At 61.0% G+C, this 26,121-nt stretch carries 27 protein-coding genes; 24 read left to right on the forward strand and 3 right to left on the reverse strand.

All coding sequences use genetic code 11. From position 1 onward, the window contains the following. The first annotated feature begins 213 nt into the window (after positions 1 to 213). The 24 genes from fliL to yegS all read left to right on the forward strand — a co-directional run bounded on the left by fliL (position 214) and on the right by yegS (position 23,348). Positions 214 to 714: a flagellar basal body-associated protein FliL gene (gene fliL, locus GIW79_RS07540; protein WP_019818373.1), complete on the forward strand. Its 501-nt coding sequence runs from the start codon at positions 214 to 216 to the stop codon at positions 712 to 714. Positions 715 to 723: 9 nt separating this feature from the next. Beyond that, the gene (fliM, locus tag GIW79_RS07545; protein WP_014719344.1) at positions 724 to 1,692 is read left to right on the forward strand and encodes a flagellar motor switch protein FliM; all 969 of its coding nucleotides are present in this window, start codon (positions 724 to 726) and stop codon (positions 1,690 to 1,692) included. A 43-nt stretch (positions 1,693 to 1,735) separates the two neighbouring features. After that, the gene (gene fliN, locus GIW79_RS07550) at positions 1,736 to 2,203 is read left to right on the forward strand and encodes a flagellar motor switch protein FliN (RefSeq protein WP_003192941.1); all 468 of its coding nucleotides are present in this window, start codon (positions 1,736 to 1,738) and stop codon (positions 2,201 to 2,203) included. 1 nt (position 2,204) lies between these two features. Beyond that, on the forward strand, positions 2,205 to 2,639 hold the full coding sequence (gene fliO / locus GIW79_RS07555) for a flagellar biosynthetic protein FliO (protein WP_034126791.1): 435 nt from the start codon (positions 2,205 to 2,207) through the stop codon (positions 2,637 to 2,639). Beyond that, a complete protein-coding gene (gene fliP, locus GIW79_RS07560) occupies positions 2,639 to 3,382 on the forward strand; it encodes a flagellar type III secretion system pore protein FliP (protein WP_003192937.1) in 744 nt (247 codons plus the stop codon). The genes fliO and fliP overlap by 1 nt, the downstream gene beginning before the upstream one ends. Positions 3,383 to 3,386: 4 nt before the next feature. Next, entirely contained in the window at positions 3,387 to 3,656 is a 270-nt protein-coding gene (gene fliQ / locus GIW79_RS07565) for a flagellar biosynthesis protein FliQ (protein ID WP_003192936.1), read from the forward strand. Positions 3,657 to 3,660: 4 nt separating this feature from the next. Further along, complete coding sequence (gene fliR / locus GIW79_RS07570) at positions 3,661 to 4,446, forward strand: flagellar biosynthetic protein FliR (protein ID WP_034126792.1); 786 nt, start codon at positions 3,661 to 3,663, stop codon at positions 4,444 to 4,446. Positions 4,447 to 4,449: 3 nt separating this feature from the next. After that, on the forward strand, positions 4,450 to 5,586 hold the full coding sequence (flhB, locus tag GIW79_RS07575) for a flagellar biosynthesis protein FlhB (protein ID WP_054920172.1): 1,137 nt from the start codon (positions 4,450 to 4,452) through the stop codon (positions 5,584 to 5,586). A gap of 782 nt (positions 5,587 to 6,368) precedes the next feature. Beyond that, positions 6,369 to 6,572: a cold-shock protein gene (locus GIW79_RS07585; protein WP_236455030.1), complete on the forward strand. Its 204-nt coding sequence runs from the start codon at positions 6,369 to 6,371 to the stop codon at positions 6,570 to 6,572. Between the two features lie 1,362 nt (positions 6,573 to 7,934). Beyond that, positions 7,935 to 10,049 carry a flagellar biosynthesis protein FlhA gene (gene flhA, locus GIW79_RS07590; RefSeq protein WP_034126796.1) on the forward strand — a complete coding sequence of 705 codons (2,115 nt, stop codon included), beginning with the start codon at positions 7,935 to 7,937 and terminating at the stop codon, positions 10,047 to 10,049. Between the two features lie 11 nt (positions 10,050 to 10,060). Continuing rightward, complete coding sequence (gene flhF, locus GIW79_RS07595) at positions 10,061 to 11,377, forward strand: flagellar biosynthesis protein FlhF (RefSeq protein WP_003192914.1); 1,317 nt, start codon at positions 10,061 to 10,063, stop codon at positions 11,375 to 11,377. 105 nt (positions 11,378 to 11,482) lie between these two features. Beyond that, on the forward strand, positions 11,483 to 12,316 hold the full coding sequence (gene fleN, locus GIW79_RS07600) for a flagellar synthesis regulator FleN (RefSeq protein WP_003192912.1): 834 nt from the start codon (positions 11,483 to 11,485) through the stop codon (positions 12,314 to 12,316). Then, positions 12,313 to 13,053, forward strand: coding sequence for an RNA polymerase sigma factor FliA (gene fliA / locus GIW79_RS07605; RefSeq protein ID WP_003192909.1), 741 nt, complete (start codon positions 12,313 to 12,315; stop codon positions 13,051 to 13,053). The genes fleN and fliA overlap by 4 nt, the downstream gene beginning before the upstream one ends. A 167-nt stretch (positions 13,054 to 13,220) precedes the next feature. Beyond that, positions 13,221 to 13,595, forward strand: a complete 375-nt coding sequence (locus tag GIW79_RS07610) for a chemotaxis response regulator CheY (protein WP_003192908.1) — start codon at positions 13,221 to 13,223, stop codon at positions 13,593 to 13,595. Between the two features lie 18 nt (positions 13,596 to 13,613). Continuing rightward, positions 13,614 to 14,402 (forward strand): protein phosphatase CheZ, encoded by a 789-nt coding sequence (locus tag GIW79_RS07615; protein WP_003192906.1) that lies wholly within the window; start codon positions 13,614 to 13,616, stop codon positions 14,400 to 14,402. 11 nt (positions 14,403 to 14,413) lie between these two features. Continuing rightward, a complete protein-coding gene (locus GIW79_RS07620; protein WP_198862293.1) occupies positions 14,414 to 16,621 on the forward strand; it encodes a chemotaxis protein CheA in 2,208 nt (735 codons plus the stop codon). A gap of 48 nt (positions 16,622 to 16,669) precedes the next feature. Then, positions 16,670 to 17,800, forward strand: coding sequence for a protein-glutamate methylesterase/protein-glutamine glutaminase (locus GIW79_RS07625; RefSeq protein WP_034126798.1), 1,131 nt, complete (start codon positions 16,670 to 16,672; stop codon positions 17,798 to 17,800). Beyond that, positions 17,800 to 18,540, forward strand: coding sequence for a flagellar motor protein (locus GIW79_RS07630; RefSeq protein WP_003192902.1), 741 nt, complete (start codon positions 17,800 to 17,802; stop codon positions 18,538 to 18,540). The genes GIW79_RS07625 and GIW79_RS07630 overlap by 1 nt, the downstream gene beginning before the upstream one ends. Before the next feature lie 205 nt (positions 18,541 to 18,745). Next, positions 18,746 to 19,633, forward strand: coding sequence for a flagellar motor protein MotD (gene motD / locus GIW79_RS07635; RefSeq protein WP_054896357.1), 888 nt, complete (start codon positions 18,746 to 18,748; stop codon positions 19,631 to 19,633). Between the two features lie 51 nt (positions 19,634 to 19,684). After that, positions 19,685 to 20,473 (forward strand): ParA family protein, encoded by a 789-nt coding sequence (locus tag GIW79_RS07640; protein ID WP_014719332.1) that lies wholly within the window; start codon positions 19,685 to 19,687, stop codon positions 20,471 to 20,473. Beyond that, the gene (locus GIW79_RS07645; RefSeq protein ID WP_054920403.1) at positions 20,473 to 21,249 is read left to right on the forward strand and encodes a CheW domain-containing protein; all 777 of its coding nucleotides are present in this window, start codon (positions 20,473 to 20,475) and stop codon (positions 21,247 to 21,249) included. Before GIW79_RS07640 ends, GIW79_RS07645 begins: the two co-directional genes overlap by 1 nt. 79 nt (positions 21,250 to 21,328) lie before the next feature. Further along, positions 21,329 to 21,811 carry a chemotaxis protein CheW gene (locus GIW79_RS07650; protein ID WP_003192896.1) on the forward strand — a complete coding sequence of 161 codons (483 nt, stop codon included), beginning with the start codon at positions 21,329 to 21,331 and terminating at the stop codon, positions 21,809 to 21,811. After that, complete coding sequence (locus tag GIW79_RS07655) at positions 21,812 to 22,204, forward strand: DUF2802 domain-containing protein (RefSeq protein ID WP_054896355.1); 393 nt, start codon at positions 21,812 to 21,814, stop codon at positions 22,202 to 22,204. It begins immediately after the preceding gene. 223 nt (positions 22,205 to 22,427) lie between these two features. Continuing rightward, a complete protein-coding gene (gene yegS / locus GIW79_RS07660) occupies positions 22,428 to 23,348 on the forward strand; it encodes a lipid kinase YegS (RefSeq protein WP_072448056.1) in 921 nt (306 codons plus the stop codon). Here yegS and GIW79_RS07665 read toward each other — a convergent pair. The 3 genes from GIW79_RS07665 to GIW79_RS07675 all read right to left on the reverse strand — a co-directional run bounded on the left by GIW79_RS07665 (position 23,307) and on the right by GIW79_RS07675 (position 25,657). Continuing rightward, positions 23,307 to 23,966 carry a response regulator transcription factor gene (locus GIW79_RS07665; RefSeq protein ID WP_054920408.1) on the reverse strand — a complete coding sequence of 220 codons (660 nt, stop codon included), beginning with the start codon at positions 23,964 to 23,966 and terminating at the stop codon, positions 23,307 to 23,309. The genes yegS and GIW79_RS07665 overlap by 42 nt on opposite strands. Continuing rightward, positions 23,963 to 24,856 (reverse strand): sensor histidine kinase, encoded by an 894-nt coding sequence (locus tag GIW79_RS07670; RefSeq protein WP_089041951.1) that lies wholly within the window; start codon positions 24,854 to 24,856, stop codon positions 23,963 to 23,965. The genes GIW79_RS07665 and GIW79_RS07670 overlap by 4 nt, the downstream gene beginning before the upstream one ends. Positions 24,857 to 25,213: 357 nt before the next feature. After that, positions 25,214 to 25,657, reverse strand: a complete 444-nt coding sequence (locus GIW79_RS07675) for a hypothetical protein (protein WP_169918712.1) — start codon at positions 25,655 to 25,657, stop codon at positions 25,214 to 25,216. Positions 25,658 to 26,121 lie beyond the last annotated feature (464 nt).

A 26,121-nucleotide genomic window follows, 5' to 3' on the forward strand; every position in this document is an offset into this window, starting at 1 on the left:
CTCTGCGTGGGAATGCCGCCCCGGACGCTCCACGTCCCGAAGTCGGCGATGTTTTCGACCATTGCACACGGTGACGCGAAGCGTCACAAGATGCATTCCCACGCAGAGCGTGGGAACGATCATCTTCCTGCGCCTGCCAGACAACTCTGGCATAACACTTGCTCTTGCCTTGCCATAGATCTACGAATCCCCGAATAGTGACGGATTATTGGCATGGCGAAGAGCGACGACGCAGCAACTCCCCCCGCAGGCAAAGGCAAGCTCAAGCTGATCCTGTTGATTGTGCTGGGCCTGCTCCTGGCGATCGGTGCCTCGGTGGGCGGCACCTGGTACATCATGCACAGCAGTGCGAGTAAACCGGCGCCCACCGCCGAAACTGCCACGAACGTCAAGCAACCGGCAATCTTCGAGCAGATGCTTCCGGCCTTTGTCGCCAACTACAACCAGAATGGTCGTCAACGCTACCTGCAGGTGAGCATCACCTTGCTGGCGCGCAACCAGGCGGACCTGGATGCCCTCAAGGTGCATATGCCGGTGATCCGCAACAACCTGGTGATGCTGTTCTCCGGGCAGAGCTTCGACAGCCTGGCCACGCCAGTCGGCCAGGAAATGCTGCGCCAGAAGGTCACTGCCAGCGTGCAGGAAGTGGCCCAGAAAGAACTCGGCAAAGTCGTGGTCGAGCAGGCGCTCTTCACTAACTTCGTATTGCAGTAGGATCACGACATGGCCGTGCAAGACCTGCTGTCCCAGGATGAAATCGACGCGCTGTTGCATGGCGTGGACGATGGTCTGGTACAGACCGAAATGGCTGCCGAACCCGGCAGCGTCAAAAGTTATGACCTGACCAGCCAGGATCGCATCGTGCGGGGACGCATGCCGACCCTGGAGATGATCAACGAACGCTTTGCCCGCTACACCCGCATCAGCATGTTCAACATGCTGCGCCGCTCGGCGGACGTGGCCGTGGGCGGCGTGCAGGTGATGAAGTTCGGTGAATACGTGCACTCGCTGTACGTGCCCACCAGCCTCAACCTGGTCAAGATCAAGCCGTTGCGCGGTACCGCGCTGTTCATCCTCGACGCCAAGCTGGTGTTCAAGCTGGTGGACAACTTCTTCGGTGGCGACGGCCGTCACGCCAAGATCGAAGGGCGTGAATTCACCCCTACCGAACTGCGGGTGGTGCGCATGGTGCTGGAGCAGGCCTTCATCGACTTGAAGGAAGCCTGGCAGGCGATCATGGAGGTCAATTTCGAGTACATCAACTCGGAAGTGAACCCGGCCATGGCCAACATCGTCGGCCCCAGCGAGGCCATTGTGGTGTCGACCTTCCACATCGAACTCGATGGCGGTGGCGGCGACCTGCACGTGACCATGCCTTACTCGATGATCGAACCGGTGCGCGAAATGCTCGACGCCGGCTTCCAGTCCGACCTCGACGACCAGGACGAACGCTGGGTCAAGGCCCTGCGCGAAGACCTGCTGGACGTCGACGTGCCGCTGAGCGCCACCGTGGCCCGCCGCCAGTTGCGCCTGCGCGATATTTTGCACATGGCGCCTGGGGACATCATCCCCGTCGACTTGCCGGAAGAGCTGATCATGCGCGCCAACGGCGTGCCGTCGTTCAAGGTCAAGCTCGGTTCCCACAAGGGCAACCTGGCGCTGCAAGTGGTTGAGCCGATCAACCGCCGCTGATTCAACCCCAATTCATGATTGTTTGCTGCGCCGAGGACATGTAATGGCTACCGAACACGAAAACACTTCCGCCGAAGACCAGGCCCTGGCTGACGAGTGGGCTGCGGCCCTGGAAGAAACCGGCGATGTTGGCCAGGACGACATCGACGCGCTGCTGGCCGCCGACGCCGCCACCGCGCCGGCCGGCAACCGCCTGGCCATGGAAGAATTCGGCAGCGTGCCGAAGAACAACGACCCGGTGAGCCTCGATGGCCCGAACCTGGATGTGATCCTCGACATCCCGGTGTCGATTTCCATGGAAGTGGGCAGCACCGAAATCAACATCCGCAACCTCTTGCAGCTCAACCAGGGCTCGGTGATCGAACTGGACCGCCTGGCCGGCGAGCCATTGGACGTGCTGGTCAACGGCACCCTGATTGCCCATGGCGAGGTGGTGGTGGTCAACGAGAAGTTCGGCATCCGCCTGACCGACGTGATCAGCCCGAGCGAACGCATCAAGAAGTTGCGCTGAGATGAAGTACTCGATGGCGGGACTGTTGCTGGCGCTGCCATTGAGCGCCTTGGCGGCTGAGCCGGTGGCGCAGGTGGCTGCGGCGCCAGCGGTCGGCAGCGTCGGCGGGCAGTTGACGCAACTGGTGCTGGGCCTGTTGCTGGTGATCGGCCTGATCTTCCTGCTGGCCTGGTTGATGCGCCGCGTGCAGCGCATCGGCCCGGGCAACGGCCAAGTGATAGAGCTGGTGGGCTCGCGGGCCCTCGGCCCGCGTGATCGGCTGGTGCTGGTGCAGGTGGGCGAAGAGCAGATCCTGCTCGGCATCACCCCCGGCCGCATCACCCCGCTGCATGTACTCAAGACCCCGGTGGACGCGGTCAAGACCGAAGCCGCCACGCCAGAATTCGCCCAGCGCCTGATGGAGTTGCTGGGCAAGGATCAGAAGGATAAGAAGTAATGCGCGTTTTGTTGACGCTCATGCTGTTGCTGGCCGCGCCGATGGCCCTGGGCGCCGACCCGTTGTCGATCCCGGCGATCACCCTGGGCACCAACGCGGCGGGCGCCCAGGAATATTCGGTCAGCCTGCAGATCCTGCTGATCATGACGGCGCTGAGTTTCATCCCAGCGTTCGTCATGCTGATGACCAGCTTTACGCGGATCATCATCGTCTTCTCGATCCTGCGCCAGGCCCTGGGCCTGCAGCAGACGCCGTCGAACCAGATCCTCACCGGCATGGCACTGTTTTTGACACTGTTCATCATGGCGCCGGTGTTCGACAAGGTGAACCAGCAAGCCCTGCAACCTTATCTGGCGGAAAAGCTCACAGCCCAGGATGCCATCGACAAGGCCCAGGGCCCGATCAAGGACTTCATGCTGTCGCAAACCCGCTCCAGCGACCTTGAGCTGTTCATGCGCCTGTCCAAGCGCACCGACATCGCCACCCCGGACCAGGCACCGCTGACCATCCTGGTACCCGCGTTCGTCACCTCCGAATTGAAGACCGCGTTCCAGATCGGTTTCATGATCTTCATCCCGTTCCTGATCATCGACTTGGTGGTGGCGAGCGTGTTGATGGCCATGGGTATGATGATGCTGTCGCCGCTGATCATCTCGTTGCCGTTCAAGATCATGCTGTTTGTGCTGGTGGACGGTTGGGCGCTGATTATTGGCACCTTGGCCGGCAGTTTCGGAGGGGTATAGCGCTATGACGCCAGAAGTCGCCGTCGACCTGTTCCGTGAAGCGCTGTGGCTGACCACCCTGATGGTCGCCGTGCTGGTGGTGCCGAGCCTGTTGGTGGGCCTGCTGGTGGCGATGTTCCAGGCCGCCACCCAGATCAACGAACAAACCCTGAGCTTCCTGCCGCGCCTGCTGGTGATGCTGGTGACCCTGATTGTCGCCGGCCCGTGGCTGGTGCAAACCTTCATGGAATACATCCTGCAGTTGTACGGCAGTATTCCGCAGTTGATCGGCTGAGCCGATGCAATCGTTGCTGGCCTTGACCGACACCCAGATCAGTACCTGGGTGGCCTCGTTCATCCTGCCGCTGTTTCGCGTCACGGCGATGCTGATGGCCATGCCGGTGTTCGGCACCACCCTGGTTCCGCGTCGCGTGCGCTTGTATTTCGCGGTGGCGATCACCGTGGTAATCGTGCCTGGCCTACCACCGATGCCGCCGGTGAACGCCCTCGACCTGAGCGCCTTGCTGCTGATTGCCGAACAGATTCTGATCGGTGCCATGCTGGGGTTTTCCCTCATGCTTTTCTTCCAGGCGTTTGTGATCGCCGGGCAAATCATCTCGATCCAGATGGGCATGGGCTTCGCGTCCATGGTCGACCCCACCAACGGCGTGTCGGCGGCGGTGATAGGGCAGTTCCTGACCATGCTGGTGACCTTGCTGTTTCTGGCCATGAACGGTCATCTGGTGGCGTTCGAAGTCTTGACCGAAAGCTTCACCACCTTGCCGGTGGGCTCGGGGTTGGTGGTCAACCATTTCTGGGAGCTGGTGGGGCGCCTCGGCTGGGTACTGGGGGCTTCGCTGTTGCTGGTGCTGCCGGCGATCACTGCGCTGCTGGTGGTCAATATCGCCTTCGGCGTGATGACCCGTGCGGCGCCGCAACTGAATATCTTCTCGATTGGTTTCCCGCTGACCCTGGTGTTGGGTATGGGGATTTTCTGGGTCGGCCTGGCTGACATTCTCAATCAGTATCAACCGCTGGCCACCGATGCCTTGCAGTTCTTACGTGACCTGGCACGGGCGCGCTGAGCCATGGCCGAGAGCGAGAGTGGTCAGGACAAAACAGAAGACCCCACGGAGAAACGTAAAAAGGACTCCAGGGAAAAGGGCGAGATCGCGCGCTCCAAAGAGCTCAACACCTTCGCCACCATGATCGCCGGCGCCGGTGCCTTGCTGATCTACGGCGGTGGCCTGGCGCTGGACCTGCTGGAGATGATGAAGCACAACTTCAGCTTGCCGCGCGAAGTGTTGCTCAACCCCGATGCCATGGGCCAGTACCTGCTGCACTCGGGCAAAATCGCGCTGCTGGCGGTGCAGCCGATCCTGATCACCTTGTTGCTGGCCGCGCTGATCGGCCCGGTGGCCCTCGGCGGTTGGCTGTTTGCCGCGGGCAGCATGGCGCCCAAGTTCAGCCGCATGAACCCGGGGGCGGGGCTCAAGCGCATGTTTTCCGCCAAGGCCCTGGTGGAATTGCTCAAGGCCCTGGCCAAGTTTTTCCTGATTCTGTTCGTGGCGCTGGCGGTGTTGTCGTCCGATATCGACGATTTGCTGCGCATTGCCCATGAGCCGCTGGAATCAGCGATCATCCACAGCGTGCAAGTGGTGGGCTGGAGTGCGCTATGGATGGCGGCCGGGCTGATCCTCATCGCCGCCGTGGATGCGCCGATCCAGTTGTGGGAAAGCCACAAGAAACTGCTGATGACCAAGCAGGAAGTGCGCGACGAGCACAAGGACCAGGAAGGCCGCCCCGAGGTCAAGCAACGCATCCGCCAACTGCAGCGGGAAATGTCCCAGCGCAAGATGATGGCCTCGGTGCCCGACGCCGATGTGGTCATCACCAACCCGACTCACTACGCCGTAGCGCTTAAGTACGACCCGGAGAAGGGCGGCGCACCGATGCTGCTGGCCAAGGGCAGTGATTTTACCGCGTTGAAAATCCGCGAAATCGCGGTGGCCAACGACATTCTGTTATTGGAGTCGCCAGCATTGGCGCGCTCGATTTTCTACTCCACCGATCTGGACCAGGAAATCCCGGCCGGCTTGTACCTGGCCGTTGCACAGGTACTGGCCTACGTTTACCAAATCCGTCAATACCGCGCCGGCAAGGGCAAGCGGCCTGATCCGCTCAAGGATTTGCCGATCCCGCCGGACCTGCGTCGCGATTCCTGAACGCTGCTGCTCACTGTAGGAGCGAGCTTGCTCGCGAAAAACTCACCGTCGTCGCGTTCATCCTGGCTCCCCGCGTTATCGTTACCCATCTCCGCGAGCAAGCTCGCTCCTACAGTGGTGTGCCGTTTACCTGTCAACTTTGACAGTAGCCATTACGCCGCCTTCACTGTTTGATACAGCGATGAGACGTGCAGCTCTGCACGACTCGGGAGGCGGTGATGGATAGGGGTACGGTCAGGTGGTTTGATGCGGTCAAAGGCATCGGCTTTATTGCCCGGGATCGCGATGGCAACGAGGTTGCCGTTCAGTCGACAGGCGCTCAACACGGTAACGTTCCACCCACCCCTCCCAAACCGCGAAAACCCCGCAAGCGCAAGAAACCCTCGGATGCATGAATCTTCTGCTGTTCCACCGCTACCACCCATCGGCAGCTCGCGTCTACCTGTCAACTCTGACAGTAGCCAAAGGATGTTTCCCGTTGTTCTATGACTGAACCAAACACTGCGCGTATGTAGTAAACGAGATGCAGGGAGAGCGGGATTGAAGGTGGCTACAGGAACTGTCAAATCCTATGACTGGGTCAGGGGCGATTGGCTGATCGAATTGGATGATGAGGCAGAAGAGGTATTTATCAATCGCAAGGATTGGCGTTGCACAGCGCTGTCGGTGGGTAAGCAACTGAGGTTTCAAATGGTCCATCGGCCCAAGGGCATCTATGCGTTGCCCGTCAGGGTGCGTCACCGGGGTGGGTTGGGTTCTGAGTGAGTGTAAGGAGATCGGCAATGGCAGCGGGTACTGTGAAATGGTTTAACGAGGAGAAGGGGTTTGGTTTTATTGCCCCGGAGGATGGGGGGGATGACGTTTTCGTCCATTACTCGGCAATCCAGTCGCAGGGGCTAAAAACCCTGGCTGAAAACCAAAAAGTAGAATTTGACATCATGCAAGGACCAAAGGGCCCCCAGGCTGAGAATGTGCGGCCAGTTTAAAAACTGGATCACATGTGGGTGCGGGCTTGATCGTTCCCACGCTCCCGCGTGGGAACGCATCGCGTGACGCTCTGCGTCACCCTTGCAGAGTGCTCAAGTCGTGCGCCTGGCTCGGGACGCGGAGCGTCCCAGGCGGCATTCCCACGCAGAGCGTGGGAATGATCCAGGGAGCCGCGTTATTGTTCTAGCCTCAGGTATCAAGCCTCTTGATCGTTCCCACGCTCCCGCGTGGGAGCGCATCGCGTGACGCTCTGCGTCACCCTTGCAGAGTGCTCAAGTCGTGCGCCTGGCTGGGGACGCGGAGCGTCCCAGGCGGCATTCCCACGCAGAGCGTGGGAATGATCGAGGGAACCGCGTTATTGTTCTAGCCTCAGGTGTCAAGCCTCTTGATCGTTCCCGCGCTCCCGCGTGGGAACGCATCGCGTGACGCTCTGCGTCACCCTTGCAGAGTGCTCAAGTCGTGCGCCTGGCTCGGGACGCGGAGCGTCCCAGGCGGCATTCCCACGCAGAGCGTGGGAATGATCGAGGGAACCGCGTTATTGTTCTAGCCTCAGGTATCAAGCCTCTTGATCGTTCCCACGCTCCCGCGTGGGAACGCATCGCGTGACGCTCTGCGTCACCCTTGCAGAGTGCTCAAGTCGTGCGCCTGGCTCGGGACGCGGAGCGTCCCAGGCGGCATTCCCACGCAGAGCGTGGGGATGATCGAGGGAACCGCGTTATTGTTCTAGCCTCAGGTATCAAGCCTCTTGATCGTTCCCGCGCTCCCGCGTGGGAACGCATCGCGTGACGCTCTGCGTCACCCTTGCAGAGTGCTCAAGTCGTGCGCCTGGCTCGGGACGCGGAGCGTCCCAGGCGGCATTCCCGCGCAGAGCGTGGGAATGATCGAGGGAACCGCGTTATTGTTCTAGCCTCAGGTATCAAGCCTCTTGATCGTTCCCACGCTCCCGCGTGGGGAACGCATCGCGTGACGCTCTGCGTCACCCTTGCAGAGTGCTCAAGTCGTGCGCCTGGCTCGGGACGCGGAGCGTCCCAGGCGGCATTCCCGCGCAGAGCGTGGGAATGATCCAGGGAACCGCGTTATTGTTCTAGCCTCAGGTATCAAGCCTCTTGATCGTTCCCACGCTCCCGCGTGGGAACGCATCGCGTGACGCTCTGCGTCACCCTTGCAGAGTACTCAAGTCGTGCGCCTGACACACCGCATCGCAGGCAAGCCAACTCCCACACTTGAATCGGTTTACCACTCGAAAATCGGCCCCGAAAGCAAAGTTGGAAGGCTTCTTGCAACCCCGCCTCCAAGTCGCCCTCCAGCGTCAAAACTTTGCTTCAAGGACCCGAGGAATACCGGTGGTAGATCGCTCTCAAATGCTCAACACGGCCCGTGGCACCCTGACTGACCTGTCGCGGGGCAATCTGGGTGTGCCGTTGTTGTTGCTGGTGATGCTGGCAATGATGATGTTGCCGATGCCGCCGTTCCTGCTCGACGTGTTCTTTACCTTCAACATTGCCCTGTCCGTCGTTGTGTTGCTGGTGTGCGTGTACGCCTTGCGGCCGCTGGATTTCGCGGTGTTCCCGACGATTCTGCTGGTGGCGACCCTGCTGCGTCTGGCATTGAACGTCGCTTCCACGCGGGTGGTGATGCTCCACGGCCAGGACGGCCACGCCGCCGCCGGCAAGGTAATCCAGGCCTTCGGTGAGGTGGTCATCGGCGGTAACTACGTGGTCGGTATCGTGGTGTTCGCGATCCTGATGATCATCAACTTCGTCGTGGTGACCAAGGGCGCCGGGCGGATTTCCGAGGTGAGCGCGCGGTTTACCCTCGACGCCATGCCCGGCAAGCAGATGGCCATCGACGCCGACCTCAACGCCGGCCTGATCGACCAGGGCCAAGCCAAGGCCCGTCGGGCGGAAGTCGCCCAGGAAGCCGAGTTCTACGGCTCCATGGACGGTGCCAGCAAGTTTGTGCGCGGCGACGCCATCGCCGGCCTGTTGATTCTGTTCATCAACCTGATCGGCGGTGTGGCCGTCGGTATGTTTCAGCACGGCATGACATTCGGCGATGCCGGCAAGGTGTATGCCTTGCTGACCATCGGTGACGGTTTAGTGGCGCAATTGCCATCACTGTTGTTATCCACAGCGGCGGCCATCATGGTTACCCGTGCTTCGGGCTCCGAAGACATGGGCAAGCAGATCAGTCGGCAGATGTTCGCTTCGCCCAAGGCCCTGGCCGTGGCGGCGGGCATCATGGCGATCATGGGCATTGTGCCGGGCATGCCGCACTTCTCGTTCCTGAGCATGGCGGCCCTGGCGGGTGGTGCGGCGTACCTGTTCTGGAAAAAGCAGAACCAGGTCAAAGTCCAGGCCCAGCAGGAAATCGCCCGTCAACAGGAGCTGCTGCCATCCCCGGCCCGCGCCCAGGAAACCAAGGAGTTGGGCTGGGACGACGTCACGCCCATCGACATGATCGGCCTGGAAGTCGGTTACCGCCTGATCCCGCTGGTCGACCGCAACCAGGGTGGGCAACTGCTGGCGCGGATCAAGGGTGTGCGCAAGAAGCTGTCCCAGGACCTGGGTTTCTTGATGCCCACTGTGCATATCCGTGACAACCTCGACCTGGCCCCCAGCGCTTATCGCCTGACCCTGATGGGGGTAATCCTGGCCGAAGCCGAGATCTACCCGGACCGCGAACTGGCGATCAACCCCGGCCAAGTGTTCGGTACCCTCAACGGCATTACCGCCAAAGATCCGGCTTTCGGCCTGGAAGCGGTGTGGATCGAAGTCAGCCAGCGCAGCCAGGCGCAGTCCCTCGGTTACACCGTGGTGGATGCCAGCACCGTGGTCGCCACGCACCTCAACCAGATTCTCTACAAGCACTCCCACGAGTTGATCGGCCACGAGGAAGTCCAGCAATTGATGGGCTTGCTGGCCAAATCGTCGCCAAAACTGGCCGAAGAGCTGGTGCCTGGCGTGCTGTCACTGTCGCAGTTGCTCAAGGTGTTGCAAGCGCTGTTGGCCGAACAGGTGCCCGTGCGCGACATTCGCAGCATTGCCGAGGCCATCGCCAACAATGCCGCCAAGAGTCAAGATACTGCCGCTCTGGTGGCGGCGGTGCGTGTCGGCGTGTCCCGCGCAATCGTGCAAAGCATTGTAGGGACTGAGTCGGAGCTGCCTGTGATCACCCTGGAGCCCAGGTTGGAACAAATATTGCTCAATAGTATTCAGAAGGCAGGGCAAGGCCAGGAAGAGGGCGTTTTACTGGAGCCAAGCATGGCTGAAAAGCTGCAGCGTTCGTTGATCGACGCCGCACAGCGCCAGGAAATGCAGGGCAACCCGGTGATCCTGCTGGTGGCCGGCCCGGTTCGCGCGATGTTGTCGCGGTTCGGACGCCTGGCCGTACCGAATTTGCACGTGTTGGCTTACCAGGAAATTCCTGACAATAAGCAAGTGACTATTGTCGCGACAGTTGGGCCCAATGGCTGAGGTAGTGGGTTATGCAAGTTAAGCGTTTTTTCGCCGCCGATATGCGTCAGGCCATGAAACTGGTCCGTGATGAGCTGGGCGCCGATGCCGCGATTATCGGTAACCGTCGGATTGCCGGCGGTGTCGAGCTGACGGCTGCCCTGGATTACACGCCCCAGGCGCTGGCCCCGCGCGTGCCAAACATGGAGCTCGAAGACGAGCTGCGCAAGACCGCCTCGCGCATTGTGTCGGCCCAGGCTGAACTGAGCATGCGTGGCGACAGCGATGCCAGCACCAATCGCCAGCTGTTTGCCGGCCTGCCGCTGACCGCCGCCGAGCCGCTGGTTGAACCCACCTTTGTCGAACCGCCGCGTCCTGCAGCGCCTGCCCCGGCTGCCGCAGTTGACCAGCGCGTGATTGACTCGATGCGTTTTGAACTCAACGGCCTGCGTGAATTGCTCGAAGTGCAGCTCGGCTCGCTGGCCTGGACCCAACTGCAAGGCAGCAAGCCGCAGCAAGCCAACCTCTGGCGTCGCCTGCAACGCATCGGCCTGTCCGGCCCGTTGTCCCGCGACCTGCTGGCCTTGACCGCTGAAGTCGAAGAGCCGCGGCAGGCCTGGCGCATGCTGCTGGCGCACTTGGCGCGCATGATTGCCACGCCGGAAATCGAACCCCTGGAAGAGGGCGGTGTAATCGCCATGGTCGGCCCCGCCGGCATGGGCAAGACCACCACCCTGGCAAAGCTTGCGGCCCGTTACGTGCTTAAATACGGCGCGCAGAATATCGCCCTGGTGAGCATGGACAGTTACCGTATCGGCGCTCAGGAGCAGCTCAAGACCCTGGGCCGCATCCTCAACGTGCCGGTGACCCATGTCGACCCGGGCCAGTCCCTGGCCAATGCCCTCGACCCGTTGCTGCGCAAGCGCGTGGTGCTGATCGATACCGCCGGCCTGCAAGCCAGTGATCCGGCGCTGCGCATGCAGCTCGAAAGCCTGGCCGGGCGAGGCATCAAGTCAAAAAATTACCTGGTGCTTGCAACCACCAGCCAGAAACAGGTTCTTACCGCTGCTTATCACAGTTACAAGCGTTGCGGCCTGGCCGGTTGCATCCTCACCAAGCTCGACGAAACCGCGAGCCTGGGCGAGGTGTTGAGCCTGGCCATCAGCCATGAGTTACCGGTTGCCTACCTCACCGACGGGCCGCGGATCCCGGATGATCTGCATCTGCCGCGCCGTCATCAGTTGGTCAGCCGTGCCGTGAGTGTGCAAATGCAAGACGAGCCTAGCGAGGAAGCGATGGCCGATATGTTCGCCGACCTTTACCACCACCCGGCTAAACGGGTGGGTTGAGGCAGGATGAACACCGTGAAATGTACCTACATCGATGGTCTGCAAGCGATTCACGCGGCCAAGCCATGTAGCCTGCGTCTAAGCAAGACAAGGTAAAGAAATAAAATGGGCAGCATGCATCCCGTACAGGTGATCGCGGTGACCGGCGGCAAAGGTGGCGTCGGGAAAACTAACGTGTCAGTGAATTTGTCCCTGGCCCTGGCAGAGCTTGGCCGTCGCGTCATGCTGCTGGATGCTGACCTGGGCTTGGCGAACGTGGACGTTCTGCTGGGGCTGACACCCAAACATACCCTGGCCGATGTGATCGAAGGCCGTTGTGAGCTGCGCGACGTGCTGCTCCAGGGCCCCGGAGGCATTCGCATCGTGCCGGCGGCCTCGGGCACCCAGAGCATGGTGCACCTGAGCCCCGCGCAGCATGCCGGGCTGATCCAGGCGTTCAGCGACATCGGCGACAACCTCGACGTGCTGGTGATCGACACCGCCGCCGGGATCGGCGAGTCGGTGGTCAGCTTTGTGCGCGCAGCGCAGGAAGTGCTGTTGGTGGTGTGCGACGAGCCCACCTCGATCACCGATGCCTACGCGCTGATCAAGCTGCTTAACCGTGACTACGGCATGAACCGCTTCCGCGTTCTGGCCAACATGGCCCAGAGCCCGCAGGAAGGGCGCAACCTATTCGCCAAGTTGACCAAGGTCACGGACCGCTTCCTCGATGTGGCTTTACAATACGTCGGCGCAGTTCCCTATGACGAGTGTGTGCGCAAGGCCGTGCAAAAGCAGCGTGCGGTCTACGAAGCGTTCCCTCGTTCGAAATGCGCACTGGCGTTCAAGGCCATTGCCCAGAAGGTCGATACCTGGCCGTTGCCCGCCAACCCGCGGGGGCATCTGGAGTTTTTCGTCGAGCGTTTGGTGCATCAGACGAGCGCAGGACCGGTGCTATGACATCCAGCGGCTACAACCTTTACAAAAAGTCGGCACGTGACAGCCAGGGCGAATTGATCGAGCGCTATGCGCCGTTGGTCAAGCGCATTGCCTATCACCTGTTGGCGCGCCTGCCTGCGAGTGTGCAGGTCGAAGACTTGATCCAGGCCGGCATGATCGGCCTGCTTGAAGTCTCGACCAAATACGACGCCAGCAAGGGTGCCAGTTTCGAAACGTATGCGGGTATCCGTATCCGTGGCGCGATGCTCGATGAAGTGCGTAAAGGCGATTGGGCGCCGCGTTCGGTACACCGCAATACGCGCATGGTCAGCGATGCAATTCGTGCAATTGAAGCAAAAACCGGCCGTGACGCTAAAGATCATGAAGTTGCGGCCGAACTCCAATTGAGTCTCGACGATTACTACGGGATTTTGAACGATACCTTGGGCAGCCGCCTGTTCAGTTTCGACGACCTTTTACAGGACGGCGAGCACGAAGGGCTGCACGAGGACGGCGCGAGCGCGCATACGGAGCCGTCGCGCGACCTGGAAGATGAACGTTTCCAGGGCGCGTTGGCCGATGCAATCGCCAATTTGCCAGAGCGTGAGCGGCTGGTGCTGGCGCTGTACTACGACGAAGAGCTTAACCTCAAGGAAATCGGTGAGGTCCTGGGGGTCAGCGAATCGCGTGTCAGCCAGTTGCATAGCCAGTGCGCAGCCCGCTTGCGGGGCCGATTGGCCGAGTGGCGCGCGCGCTGACAGGCAGTGTGGGGGCACTGCAGACGCTGCCGTGAGATCGCAAGGTTTCGCGGCTATGTGCCGTGGTGCCCTGGGCAGTCCTTTTTGTGTAACGCCTGTTGATTGAAATGGCGCGTCCAGGTGCTGGGCGCGTTTAAGACTGCTTGGAGGTCGAATTGGACAAGAACATGAAAATCCTCATCGTTGATGACTTCTCAACGATGCGGCGGATCATTAAAAACCTGTTGCGTGACCTTGGGTTCACCAACACGGTCGAGGCGGATGACGGCCTGACGGCCATTCCGATCCTCAACAGCGGGAGCATCGACTTTCTGGTGACCGACTGGAACATGCCGGGCATGACCGGTATCGACCTGCTGCGCCATGTGCGCGCCGATGAAAAACTGCGCAGCCTGCCTGTGCTGATGGTGACCGCCGAAGCCAAGCGCGAACAGATCATCGAAGCCGCCCAAGCCGGGGTCAACGGTTACGTGGTCAAGCCATTCACGGCACTGGCCTTGAAAGAGAAGATCGAGAAAATCTTCGAACGCATCCACGGCTAATGCCATCGCGGGGGAGCTATGGAGCATAACGAAACGTCACAGGGCGACTTTGAGTCGACCCTGAAAAAACATGCTCACCAGTTGGTCGACAGCCTGGAAAAAGGCCAGTTCGCCGATGCGGTGCAGTTGATCCATGAGCTTAACCAGACCCGTGACCGCGGCCTGTACCAGGAAGTGGGCAAGCTCACACGCGAGCTGCACAGCGCAATCGTCAATTTCCAGATTGACCCGCGCATGCCCCAGGCCGAAGAAATTTCCCAGATCACTGATGCCACTGAACGTCTGTCCTATGTGGTCAGGCTGACTGAGGCAGCGGCCAACCGCACCATGGACCTGGTGGAAAACGCCACGCCCCTGGTCAACGGCATGGCCACCGAAGCCCAGGCCTTGAGCCAGGACTGGGGCCGCTTCATGCGCCGCGAAGTGGGCGCTGAAGAGTTTCGTGAATTGGCGCGTCGCGTCGACGGGTTCCTGTCGCGCAGCGAACAGGAAAACCGCACGGTGGCCAGCAACCTCAACGACATCCTGCTGGCCCAGGATTACCAGGACCTCACCGGCCAGGTGATCAAGCGCGTGACCCAGTTGGTTACCGAAGTGGAAAGCAACTTGCTCAAATTGGTGCTGATGGCCGGCCAGGTCGATCGTTTTGCCGGCATCGAACATGACCGTGAAGCGATCCTCTCTGAAAAAGATCCACAAAAACATCTCGCCAAGGGTGAAGGTCCGCAGATTCATGCCGATAAACGTGAAGACGTTGTGTCAGGTCAGGATGACGTAGATGACCTGTTATCCAGTTTAGGCTTCTAAGGAGCACCCACATGAGCTTCGGCGCCGATGAAGAAATCCTTCAGGATTTCCTTGTAGAGGCCGGCGAAATTCTAGAGCAACTGTCCGAACAACTGGTCGAGCTGGAAAGCCGACCGGATGATGCGAACCTGCTCAATGCAATTTTTCGCGGTTTTCACACTGTAAAAGGGGGCGCCGGCTTCCTCCAGCTCCATGAGCTGGTGGAGTGCTGCCACATCGCCGAGAACGTCTTCGACATCCTGCGCAAGGGTGAGCGTCACGTCGACTCGGAATTGATGGACGTGATTCTCGAAGCACTGGATGCGGTCAACGGGATGTTCAGCCAGGTGCGTGAACGTGCACCGATCACCGCTGCCACGCCGGAACTGCTGGCCGCCCTGGCGCGCCTGGCCGAACCTGCCGACACCGCGGCTGCGCCGGTGGTCGAGGCTGCGCCGGAGCCGGTGGCGCAAGCCGAGCCGGACGTGACCGACAGTGAGTTCGAACAACTGCTCAACTCCCTCAGCGCGGTCAAGGCCGAAGCTGAAGCGCCGGTGCAGCCCGCCGCGACGCCGAGCAGTGAAGACATTACCGACGCCGAATTCGAGTCGTTGCTCGACCAGTTGCACGGCAAAGGCCAGTTCGCAGCAGATGCCGTGGCCCCGCCTGCCGCTGCGCCAGAAGCACCCGCTGCCAACGCCAGCACCGACATTACCGACGACGAGTTCGAGGCACTGCTCGACCAACTGCATGGCAAAGGCACCTTTGTGGCTGAAGCCCTGCCTGAGGTGGCGGCCACTGCCGCCGCTGCGCCAGCGGCCAGCGCAGCACCTGCCGATGATGGGCTGATCTCCGATCACGAATTCGAAGCTCTGCTCGACGAGTTGCACGGCAAAGGCAAGTTCAGCGAAGTGGCCCCGGCCGCTGCCGCCCAGGTTACAGCACCAGCCGCTGCCACTGCGGCACCGGTTGCTGCCAAACCTGCGCCGGCAGCCAAGCCAGCACCTGCCGCCGCCCCGGCCCCTGCGCGTGCAGCGGCCCCAGCGGCAGCGGAAAAACCTGCCAGCGAAGCCGAAACCACCGTGCGTGTGGATACCGCGCGCCTGGACGACATCATGAACATGGTGGGCGAACTGGTGCTGGTGCGTAACCGCCTGGTGCGCCTGGGCCTGAACAGTGGCGACGAAGCCATGCAGAAGGCCGTGTCGAACCTCGACGTGGTCACCGCCGACCTGCAAACCGCGGTGATGAAAACGCGGATGCAGCCGATCAAGAAAGTCTTCGGCCGTTTCCCGCGCCTGGTTCGCGACCTGGCGCGCCAGCTCAAGAAAGAAATCAACCTGGAGCTGGTGGGCGAAGAAACCGACCTCGACAAAAACCTCGTCGAGGCCCTGGCCGACCCGCTGGTCCACTTGGTGCGCAACGCGGTCGACCACGGTGTAGAAACCCCGGAAGAACGCGAAGCCGCCGGCAAGTCCCGCAACGGCAAGGTGATTTTGGCGGCGGAGCAAGAGGGCGACCACATCCTGCTGTCGATCACCGATGACGGCAAAGGCATGGACCCGACCATCTTGCGCAATATCGCGGTCAAGCGCGGCGTGATGGACAAGGACGCCGCCGACCGCCTCACCGATACCGAGTGCTACAACCTGATCTTTGCCCCGGGCTTTTCGACCAAGACCGAGATCTCCGACGTGTCCGGGCGTGGCGTGGGCATGGACGTGGTGAAGACCAAGATCAGCCAGCTCAACGGCTCGATCAATATCTACTCGACCAAGGGCCAGGGCTCCAAGATCGTCATCAAGGTGCCGTTGACCCTGGCGATCATGCCGACCCTGATGGTGATGCTGGGCAACCAGGCGTTCGCCTTCCCGCTGGTCAACGTCAACGAGATCTTCCACCTCGACCTGTCGCGCACCAACGTGGTGGACGGCCAGGAAGTGGTGATCGTGCGCGACAAAGCGTTGCCGCTGTTCTACCTCAAGCGCTGGCTGGTGGCCTCGGCCGCCCATGAAGAACAGCGCGAAGGCCATGTGGTGATTCTGTCCGTGGGCACCCAGCGCATCGGTTTTGTGGTCGATCAACTGGTGGGCCAGGAAGAAGTGGTGATCAAGCCTTTGGGCAAGATGCTGCAGGGCACCCCGGGCATGTCGGGCGCGACCATTACCGGTGACGGTCGCATCGCGCTGATTCTCGATGTTCCAAGCATGCTCAAGCGTTACGCCGCACGGCGTATTTGATTCTGGAGGGGCAGGGCGGTCATGCCCGCCCCGCCTAACGGAGTGTTTATGGCAGTCAAGGTCCTGGTGGTGGACGATTCGGGTTTCTTCCGCCGCCGCGTCTCGGAAATTCTTTCCGCTGATCCAACGATCCAGGTGGTCGGCACGGCCACCAACGGCAAAGAGGCGATCGATCAAGCCATTGCCTTGAAGCCGGACGTGATCACCATGGACTACGAGATGCCGATGATGGATGGCATCACGGCCGTGCGCCACATCATGCAACGCTGCCCTACACCGGTATTGATGTTTTCCTCGCTGACTCACGAAGGCGCGCGGGTGACCCTCGACGCTTTGGATGCCGGCGCGGTGGACTTTTTGCCGAAGAATTTCGAAGACATCTCGCGCAACCCTGACAAGGTCAAGCAGATGCTGTGCGAGAAGGTGCACAGCATTTCCCGCAGTAACCGTCGCAGCTTGTTCAGCACGCCCGCGCCAGCTGCCACGCCTGCGCCCGCAGCAGCGGCGCCGACCTCGTCGTTTGCGCGCCCGGCGCCTGCGCCCGTGGCCCGGCCTGCGGTAGCGCCGGTACGTGCCGCCGCAGCGCCGAGTGCGCATTCGCCCGCGCCCAAGCGCAAGGCTTACAAACTGGTCGCCATCGGCACCTCCACTGGCGGCCCGGTGGCCTTGCAGCGGGTCCTGACCCAACTGCCGGCCAACTTCCCGGCGCCGATTGTGCTGGTGCAACACATGCCGGCGGCGTTCACCAAAGCCTTCGCCGAGCGCCTGGACAAGCTGTGCCGTATTACCGTCAAGGAAGCCGAGGATGGCGACATCCTGCGTCCTGGCCTGGCACTGCTGGCGCCGGGCGGCAAGCAGATGATGGTGGACGGGCGTGGCGCGATCAAAATCCTGCCGGGCGATGAGCGCCTGAACTATAAGCCGTGCGTGGACATCACCTTCGGTTCTGCAGCCAAGTCCTATGGCGACAAAGTTCTGGCGGTGGTGCTCACCGGTATGGGCGCCGATGGCCGTGAAGGTGCGCGCCTGCTCAAACAGGGCGGTAGCGCCATCTGGGCCCAGGATGAAGCCAGTTGCGTGATCTATGGCATGCCCATGGCCATCGTCAAGGCTGACCTGGCCGATGCGGTCTACAGCCTGGACGACATCGGCAAGCACCTGGTGGAGGCCTGCCTCTGATGGATGTGTTGAGCCTGATCGGCATCACCATGGCGTTTGTCGCCATCATTGGTGGCAACTACCTGGAAGGCGGCCACCTCGGCGCCTTGGCCAACGGCCCGGCAGCGCTGATCGTGATCGGTGGCACCGTGGGCGCGGCGTTGTTGCAGTCGCCCCTGAGCTCATTCAAGCGTGCCATGCAGATTCTGGTGTGGATCATTTTTCCGCCACGGGTCGACCTGGCAGGCGGTATCGACCGTGTGGTCAATTGGAGCCTCACCGCCCGCAAGGAAGGCCTGCTGGGCCTGGAAGGCGTGGCCGATGCCGAGCCTGACAGCTACGCGCGCAAAGGCCTGCAACTGTTGGTCGATGGCGCCGAACCGGAAGCGATCCGCAGCATCCTCGAAGTGGATTTCTACACCCAGGAAAGCCGTGACATCAATGCGGCCAAAGTCTTTGAAAGCATGGGCGGCTATGCGCCGACCATTGGCATCATCGGCGCGGTGATGGGCCTGATCCACGTGATGGGCAACCTGGCCGACCCTTCGCAACTGGGCAGCGGCATTGCCGTGGCATTTGTCGCGACCATCTACGGCGTGGCCAGTGCCAACCTGGTGTTGCTGCCGGTGGCCAGCAAGCTCAAGTCGATTGCCATGCGCCAGTCGCGTTATCGCGAAATGTTGCTCGAAGGCATCCTGTCGATTGCCGAGGGCGAAAACCCGCGCTCCATCGAATTGAAGCTTCAGGGCTTCATGGATTGATGGGTATGCACATTGACCTGTGGCCAGTGAGCTTTATGTGGCGAGCGAGCTTGCTCGCGCTGGGCTGCGAAGCAGCCCCAAAACCAGGTACCGCAATCTGTCTGAACAAACGCGTTGTCTGGATGGGGGCCGCTTCGCGCCCCAGCGCGAGCAAGCTCGCTCGCCACAGTAAAGCGGCCAATAGCGGTCAGGGAGGTATTTGCCTGTGAGCCGTCGCCGTCGCGAGCCTGAAGAGCACGTCAACCACGAACGCTGGCTGGTGTCCTACGCGGACTTCATCACCTTGCTGTTCGCGTTTTTCGTGGTGATGTACTCGATCTCGTCGATCAACGAAGGCAAGTACAAGATCATTTCCCAGGCGCTGGTCGGCGTGTTCAACGATGCCGAGCGGGCGCTCAAGCCGATCCCCATCGGCGAAGAGCGGCCCAAGACGGTGACCCCGGCCAAGCCCCTGGTCAATAACAGTGATGAAACCGCCGCCGGCATCGGCGGCACCAGCGACCCGCTCAAAAGTATCGCCGACGATATCAGTGCCGCCTTTGGCGACCTGATCAGCTCCAACCAGATGACCGTGCGCGGCAATGAGTTGTGGGTGGAGATCGAGCTGAACTCCAGTCTGTTGTTCGCCAGTGCCGATGCGTTGCCCAGTGACCAGGCGTTCACGATCATCGACAAGGTGGCGGCGATCCTCAAACCGTTTGAAAACCCGATCCACGTGGAAGGCTTCACCGACAATTTCCCCATCAGCACCGCGCAGTACCCGACCAACTGGGAACTGTCCTCGGCCCGCGCGTCGAGCATCGTGCGCATGTTGGCCATGCAGGGCGTGAACCCCCAGCGCCTGGCGTCGGTGGGCTATGGTGAATTCCAGCCGGTGGCCAATAACGCCACGGTGGAAGGCCGCGCCCGTAACCGCCGGGTGGTGCTGGTGGTCTCGCGCAACCTGGATGTGCGTCGCAGCCTGACCGGTACTGGCACTGCCAATGCCACCCCGGATGCGGCGTTGAAGCGTGCTGGCACACAAACTGCACCGCCCGTTGTCAAGCCGCCGGTCCGACCGAGTAACGTCAATTCTCCGTCGCTGGCTCAATAACCGTATGCAATGTCTCGGTCGCGCCTGTGCCCGCCGGGAGGAACCAACCGAATGAGAGTCTGGGCAGTTGCCAATCAAAAGGGTGGGGTCGGCAAGACCACCACTTCCATCGCCTTGGCCGGTTTGCTGGCCGAAGCGGGCAAGCGTGTGGTCGTGGTCGACCTGGACCCCCACGGTTCCATGACCAGCTATTTCGGCTACGACCCGGATGCGCTGGAACACAGCTGCTATGACTTGTTTTTACACAAGGGCAGCGTCCCGGCGGATCTGCCTGGGCAACTGCTGTTGCCCACCAGCAACGAAAGCATTTCCCTGCTGCCGTCGAGCACCGCCCTGGCCACCCTGGAGCGCCAGTCGCCAGGCCAGAGCGGCCTGGGCCTGGTGATCGCCAAGACCCTGGCGCAGCTGTGGCAGGACTTCGATTACGCGATCATCGACAGCCCGCCGTTGCTCGGCGTGCTGATGGTCAATGCGTTGGCGGCCAGCCAGCAATTGGTGATCCCGGTGCAGACCGAGCACCTGGCGGTCAAGGGCCTGGAGCGTATGGTCAGCACCCTGGCGATGATCAACCGTTCGCGCAAGCAGGCGCTGCCGTTCAGCATCGTGCCGACCTTGTTCGACCGTCGCACCCAGGCGTCCCTCGGCACCTTGCGCGTATTGCGCGATGCCTACCCGGACACCATCTGGAATGGCTACATCCCGGTGGACACGCGCCTGCGTGACGCCAGCCGTGCCGGGCTCACACCGTCGCAGTTCGACGGCAAGAGCCGTGGCGTGCTGGCCTACCGTGCGTTGCTCAAGCACCTGCTGTCGCAACAGCTTGTGGCGCAGGTGGCGTGATGAACCGTCCTGTCGAATTCAAGACCCGCCCGCAACTGGCTCTGGAATCCTACCTGGATGCCTTGCTGCAGGATGCGACGGCCGAGGAACTGCCAGAACCGATTCTGGTACTTGAGCCTGCTGTCGAACCCGAAAGCCCGCTGGATGAATTCCAGCAGGCGGTGATGGAAGAACAGGCACGGGATGCGCAGGTGGTGGTGCCAAGCGCCCCGGCGGTGGTGGCGCCCCCGGTGGTCGAACCGCTGGTGGACGTGCACCTGCCGCCCAGCATCACGCCGCCGCCGATGACGGGCGACGGTCGCCCCTCATGGGCTGCCGAGCCGTTCGAGTGCCTGCTGTTCGACGTCGCCGGGTTGACCCTGGCGGTGCCGCTGGTGTGCCTGGGCTCGATCTATTCCCTGGAAGGCCAGGAGCTGACGCCGCTGTTCGGGCAGCCGGAGTGGTTCCTCGGCATCCTGCCCAGCCAGGCCGGCAACCTCAAGGTGCTGGATACGGCGCGTTGGGTGATGCCCGACCGCTACCGCGATGATTTTCGCCAGGGCCTGCAATACGTGATCTCGGTGCAGGGCTACGAGTGGGGGCTGGCGGTGCATCAAGTCAGCCGCTCGCTGCGCCTGGACCCGAATGAAATCAAATGGCGCAGCCACCGCGGCCAGCGGCCGTGGCTGGCGGGCACTGTGATCGAACACATGTGCGCGTTGCTGGATGTCGCCGAACTGGCCGAGTTGATCGCCAGTGGTGCGGTGAAGGCAATGCCACAGAACAAACGCAGTTGATTGAACAATAAGGGCCGTGCGGTTGCGCGGCCTACGTGCACACACGCCGTCGATAGCGGCATTTGAAGGGGTCAGATGAATGAACAAGTCAGCGTCCGCACAAGGTTTGGATGATCCGATCCTGCAATGGGTGACCTTCAAGCTGGACAACGAAACCTACGGCATCAACGTGATGCGCGTGCAGGAAGTGTTGCGCTACACCGAGATCGCCCCGGTTCCAGGCGCGCCAAGCTACGTGCTGGGCATCATCAACCTGCGCGGCAACGTGGTGACGGTGATCGACACCCGTCAGCGGTTCGGCCTGGACACGGTTGAAGTCAGCGACAACACCCGTATCGTGATCATCGAAGCCGACAAGCAAGTGGTTGGCATCCTGGTCGACAGCGTGGCCGAGGTGGTTTACCTGCGCCAATCGGAAGTGGAAACCGCACCGAACGTGGGTAACGAAGAGTCGGCCAAGTTCATCCAGGGCGTGTGCAACAAGAACGGCGAACTGCTGATTCTGGTTGAGCTGGACAAGATGATGAGCGAAGAAGAATGGTCGGAACTGGAGAGCATCTGATTGTTCCTTGAGGCAGCGGTGATTGTCCTGGCCCTGTTGTGGGCCGGGACCTTGGCGTTTGTGCTGCGCTATATGCGCCAGCAGCGGGAGTCTGCCTTGCAACAGGCCGAGCGCGATGCGGTGCGCGACCGGCGCATTCTGGAACTGGTCAAGCGTGTTGATCACTTCCAGCAAAGTGCGGTGCGGGTTGGGGATGAAGTGCATGAACTGCGCGCGATTCTCGCGCCGTTGCCCGACAGGTTGGTGCAGTTGGAGCAGCGTGATCCGTCGAACCTGTCGTTTGCCCAGGCGGCCAAGCTGGTCGGCATGGGGGCGACGGTGGATGAGCTGACCCAGTCATGTGGGCTGACCCAGGCTGAGGCGCAGTTGATGAGTAAGTTGCACAAGGGCTGATTCTCGATAGCGGCCTGGCAGCCGACGCTTCTCTACCTTGCGCCCAACGATCCAACTGTGGGAGCTGGCTTGCCTGCGATGACGGCCTGCCAGCCGACATCTATCTGCCTGACAGCCCACATTTTGATCTGCATACCTCAATCAATTTTCTCCAGCTACAGACTTTTCCTGTTCCCCAAAGGTCAACATCCTTCAAGCACCTTGACCCAGGAGATTCTCCCAAATGACCGCCCCCAAAGCCCTGTTGATCCTCCACGGCAAACAAGCCCTCAACGAGGATGTGCGCGCTGCTGTGCTGTCGCGGCGTGAGCAGGGTGGGGAGTTGGCGGTGCGGGTGACCTGGGAGGGCGGCGATGCCCGGCGACTGGTCAATGAAGCCCTGGCCGAGGGGTACACCCATATCATTGCCGGCGGTGGCGACGGCACCTTGCGCGATGTGGCCGAAGCCATGGCCCATGCCAACACTGACGCCAGCCTGGTGCTGATGCCCCTGGGCACCGCCAATGATTTCGCCAAGGCCGCCGGCGTGCCGTTGGAGCCGGCAGGCGCCCTGGCCTTGCTGGACGTACAGCCCAAGGCGATTGACCTGGGCCAGGTCGGTGGGCAAATCTTCCTGAACATGGCCACCGGTGGTTTTGGCAGCCAGGTCACGGCCAACACGTCCGAAGACCTGAAGAAGGTCCTGGGCGGTGCCGCGTACCTGTTTACCGGTTTAACCCGCTTCAGTGAATTGAAAGCCGCCTACGGTGAATTGGAAGGCCCGGATTTCCATTGGAAAGGCGAGTTGCTCGCGCTGGGCATCGGTAACGGTCGCCAGGCCGGTGGCGGGCATGTGCTGTGCCCCGGTGCATTGGCTGATGACGGGCTGTTGGATGTCAGCATCCTGCCGGCGCCCCAGGAAGTGGTGGGCACGTTGCGTGAGTTGATGAACAACGGCTGGGGCCTGGACACCATGTTCGTGCGCGCACGCTTGCCGTGGGTGAAGATCAAGGTCGCACAAGGCTTGTACATCAACCTCGACGGCGAGCCGCTGGAAGGCGACGACCTGCACTTCGAGGCGCTGCCCAAGGCCCTGCGCGTGCACTTGCCGCTGGGTTCGCCGTTAGTCGTCCAGGCTGATGATCTGCTCACGCACGGCAAATAACACCAGGCCCGCCACGTCAAAAATCTGCAAGCGCTTCATGATCTGCGAGCGGTGGGCTTCGACAGTCTTGATGCTCAGGCCCAGGCCGTGGGCAATTTCCCGGGTGGATTTGCCGCGCACGATCAAGCGCAGGATTTCCAGTTGCCGCGCCGTCAGGCTGTGGCTGTGGGCGACAGGCGCACTGGGGGCCTGGCTACGGATCAGCGCCTGGTTGATCACTGTGTGGGCGATGGCGGGGCTCAGGTAGCGTTCGTTGTTACGCAGGGCCAGCAGGGCATGTTCCAGCTCGTTGGCGGTGGTGTCCTTGAGCAGGTAGCCGTGGGCACCAGACTCCAGGGCGCGCATGATCATCTCGGGATCGGTGTGCATCGACAGGATCAGCACTTTGCACTTGGGGTAGGCGCGCTTGAGTTGCTGCAAGGCATCCAGGCCCCCGGTGTGTTTCATCGACAGGTCCAGCAGCACAATGTCGGGCTGCAGGGCGCAGAATTTCTCAAGCAGTTGCGCGCCGTCACTGGCCTCGCCAACGACGGCGTAGCCGGGGATATCCAGGATCAGCGCGCGCACGCCGGCGCGGATCAAGGCATGGTCATCGACCAGGAGCAGATTGCAGGTCACCGGAGAACCTTATGGGCACTGGCCCGTTCGAGGGCGCGGGGGGCCCAGGGGAAAAGTGCGTGGATGCGTGTGCCGTTGCCCGGCTGGCTGCTGACGGACACGGTGCCGCCCAACTGGTGGGCCCGTTCGCACATGCCGGCCATGCCCCGTTGGCCTTCCTTGCCGGGGTCGGCGGCAGGTGCGAAGCCCTGGCCGTCATCGCATATCGTCAGGGACAGCCCTTCCGGCAAGCGTTGCAGGCGCACCAGCAGGTTGTGTGCCTTCGCATGGCGCAGCATGTTGGTGACCGCTTCCTGGGTGATGCGAAAGGCCGCCACGGCCATTTCTTCGGGAATGCCGGTGAGGCGTTGCTGACACTCCAGGCTCCAGCACACCTGGGTATTTTCCAGGGCCTTGAGCAGGTGCGCGCGCAGGCTGGCTTCCAGCCCCAGGCTTGCCAGTTGGCGAGGGTTGAGAATGGCGGACACGTCGCGCACCTTGGCCAGGGTTTCATTGAGCGTATTGCATAGCACCGAGCAATGAATTTGCAGGTCTTGGGGCAGTCGACGCTGCAACCATTCGCTCTGCAACTTGGCGGCGGTCAGCAGTTGGCCGATGTCATCGTGCAGCTCGCGGCTGAGGCGGTGGCGTTCGTTTTCCTGGACTTGCAGCAGGCGGTCGGCCAGCTCCTGGGGCTGGAACTTGATGGCTTTGCGCGAGCGCCACTGGTGCAGGGCGACCACTGCCAACGTGACCAGGTTGAGCAACACAATCACTAATGGCAGCGGCGCGCCTTTCAGGTAAACCCACAGGCTGACCAGCAGTGAGCACAGGCACAGGGCAAGGATGAGGGGGCGCACATGGCGGCGGGACACGAACCTTGCGATGAGTGACTTGAGGCTGGCGTACATAGCGGATGGAGCCAATGAGGGTTCACTGCGCGAAGACCGGTCACGGCGGTTGACTGGGCTCTGTCGAGAGTGCGGTGCCGGATCGTGGTTATCCATAATGAAGTTGCTTCATTTCGAGCGGGGCATGGTACCACCACTATTACCGTTGGTCGCCTGGCATATTCCTCCCTCGATATATTAACCACGTCAATGCCCTGACGGTCAGGCCAGCGCTCTTGAGTTGTATTAGTTAGACTGATTTGTACAATTTTTAAGGTGCTGGCTAATTGATATTTCTTCAGTCTCTAGAAGTGTTTCATCTTTGGCTTAAACGGTCGCTTTTAGATAACACGGTATTAAATACGACCTCTCCTTGATTTAAGACCTCTGCTGTAGACGCTGCTGATGGCCGTAGTCTTTTTGCGGAATCTGCGAGGTCACCGTGGCAATCAGCGAAGTTTGCTCACTGTCATCCAGGCCCAGTTCCCCGGTACGGATGTCAATCAGCTCCAGTTGCCAAGCCAGTAACCTCAGGCAGTCGTGCAACGCCTCCAGGGCCTGGTCATGCAGTTGCACCGGGCTCACGGCATTGGCGATCAGGTATTGAATATGCCGGGAGAACTCGCTGATCGCCTGCAAGGCCAGGCCATCGGCTTTTTCTGCCAGTTTGGCCAAGCTGGTTTTCATGCAGTCGATGGCGTCGCTGTCATTGCGGATCAAATGCAGGTGGTTCAGGCATTCCTCGGACTTGGCCAGCAGCATTTCGGCTTCCAGCAAAAACTCGGGAAGCGCGGTTTGCCATTCGTTCGCGCTATTCATCATGCAAGTCTCCACAACTTAAGGTCGGGTGATGAGATGTCGCACCGGGTGAATGGCTTAAAACTAGCGCTGAAATACGACTGGGGCGTGTAGGTTGCTTCCGATAATCCAGTAGGACGTTTATTGAAAAACTCACGAATGCCGCCTTTAACCGCTGTTAGGCGGGATGACGCAACTTCAGTTGCCGATACGTGAGTGCCTGAAAGGCCCGTAGACCAAGGGCTTGGGTGGGCAAACAAAAGCCTGACTCCATTCATGCAATGAGAATGGCGTCACATTAATGGCTATTAGATATCGCGAATATCAGGTTGGGCCTGATTGCGTATAGGGGAATCCCCTATGTGGCGGAACTGCACGTCAATTCGACTGTCGCGCAAGGCGGCTTGATAGAGCATCAAGGGCCCAAGCAGTAAAGCATGATGTCAGTGTGACATCAATGGATTTACATGGCATTTTATTGGGGTCAA

This window comes from Pseudomonas sp. PA-7-1E (genome assembly GCF_021605325.1).
Classification (GTDB): domain Bacteria; phylum Pseudomonadota; class Gammaproteobacteria; order Pseudomonadales; family Pseudomonadaceae; genus Aquipseudomonas; species Aquipseudomonas fluorescens_BV.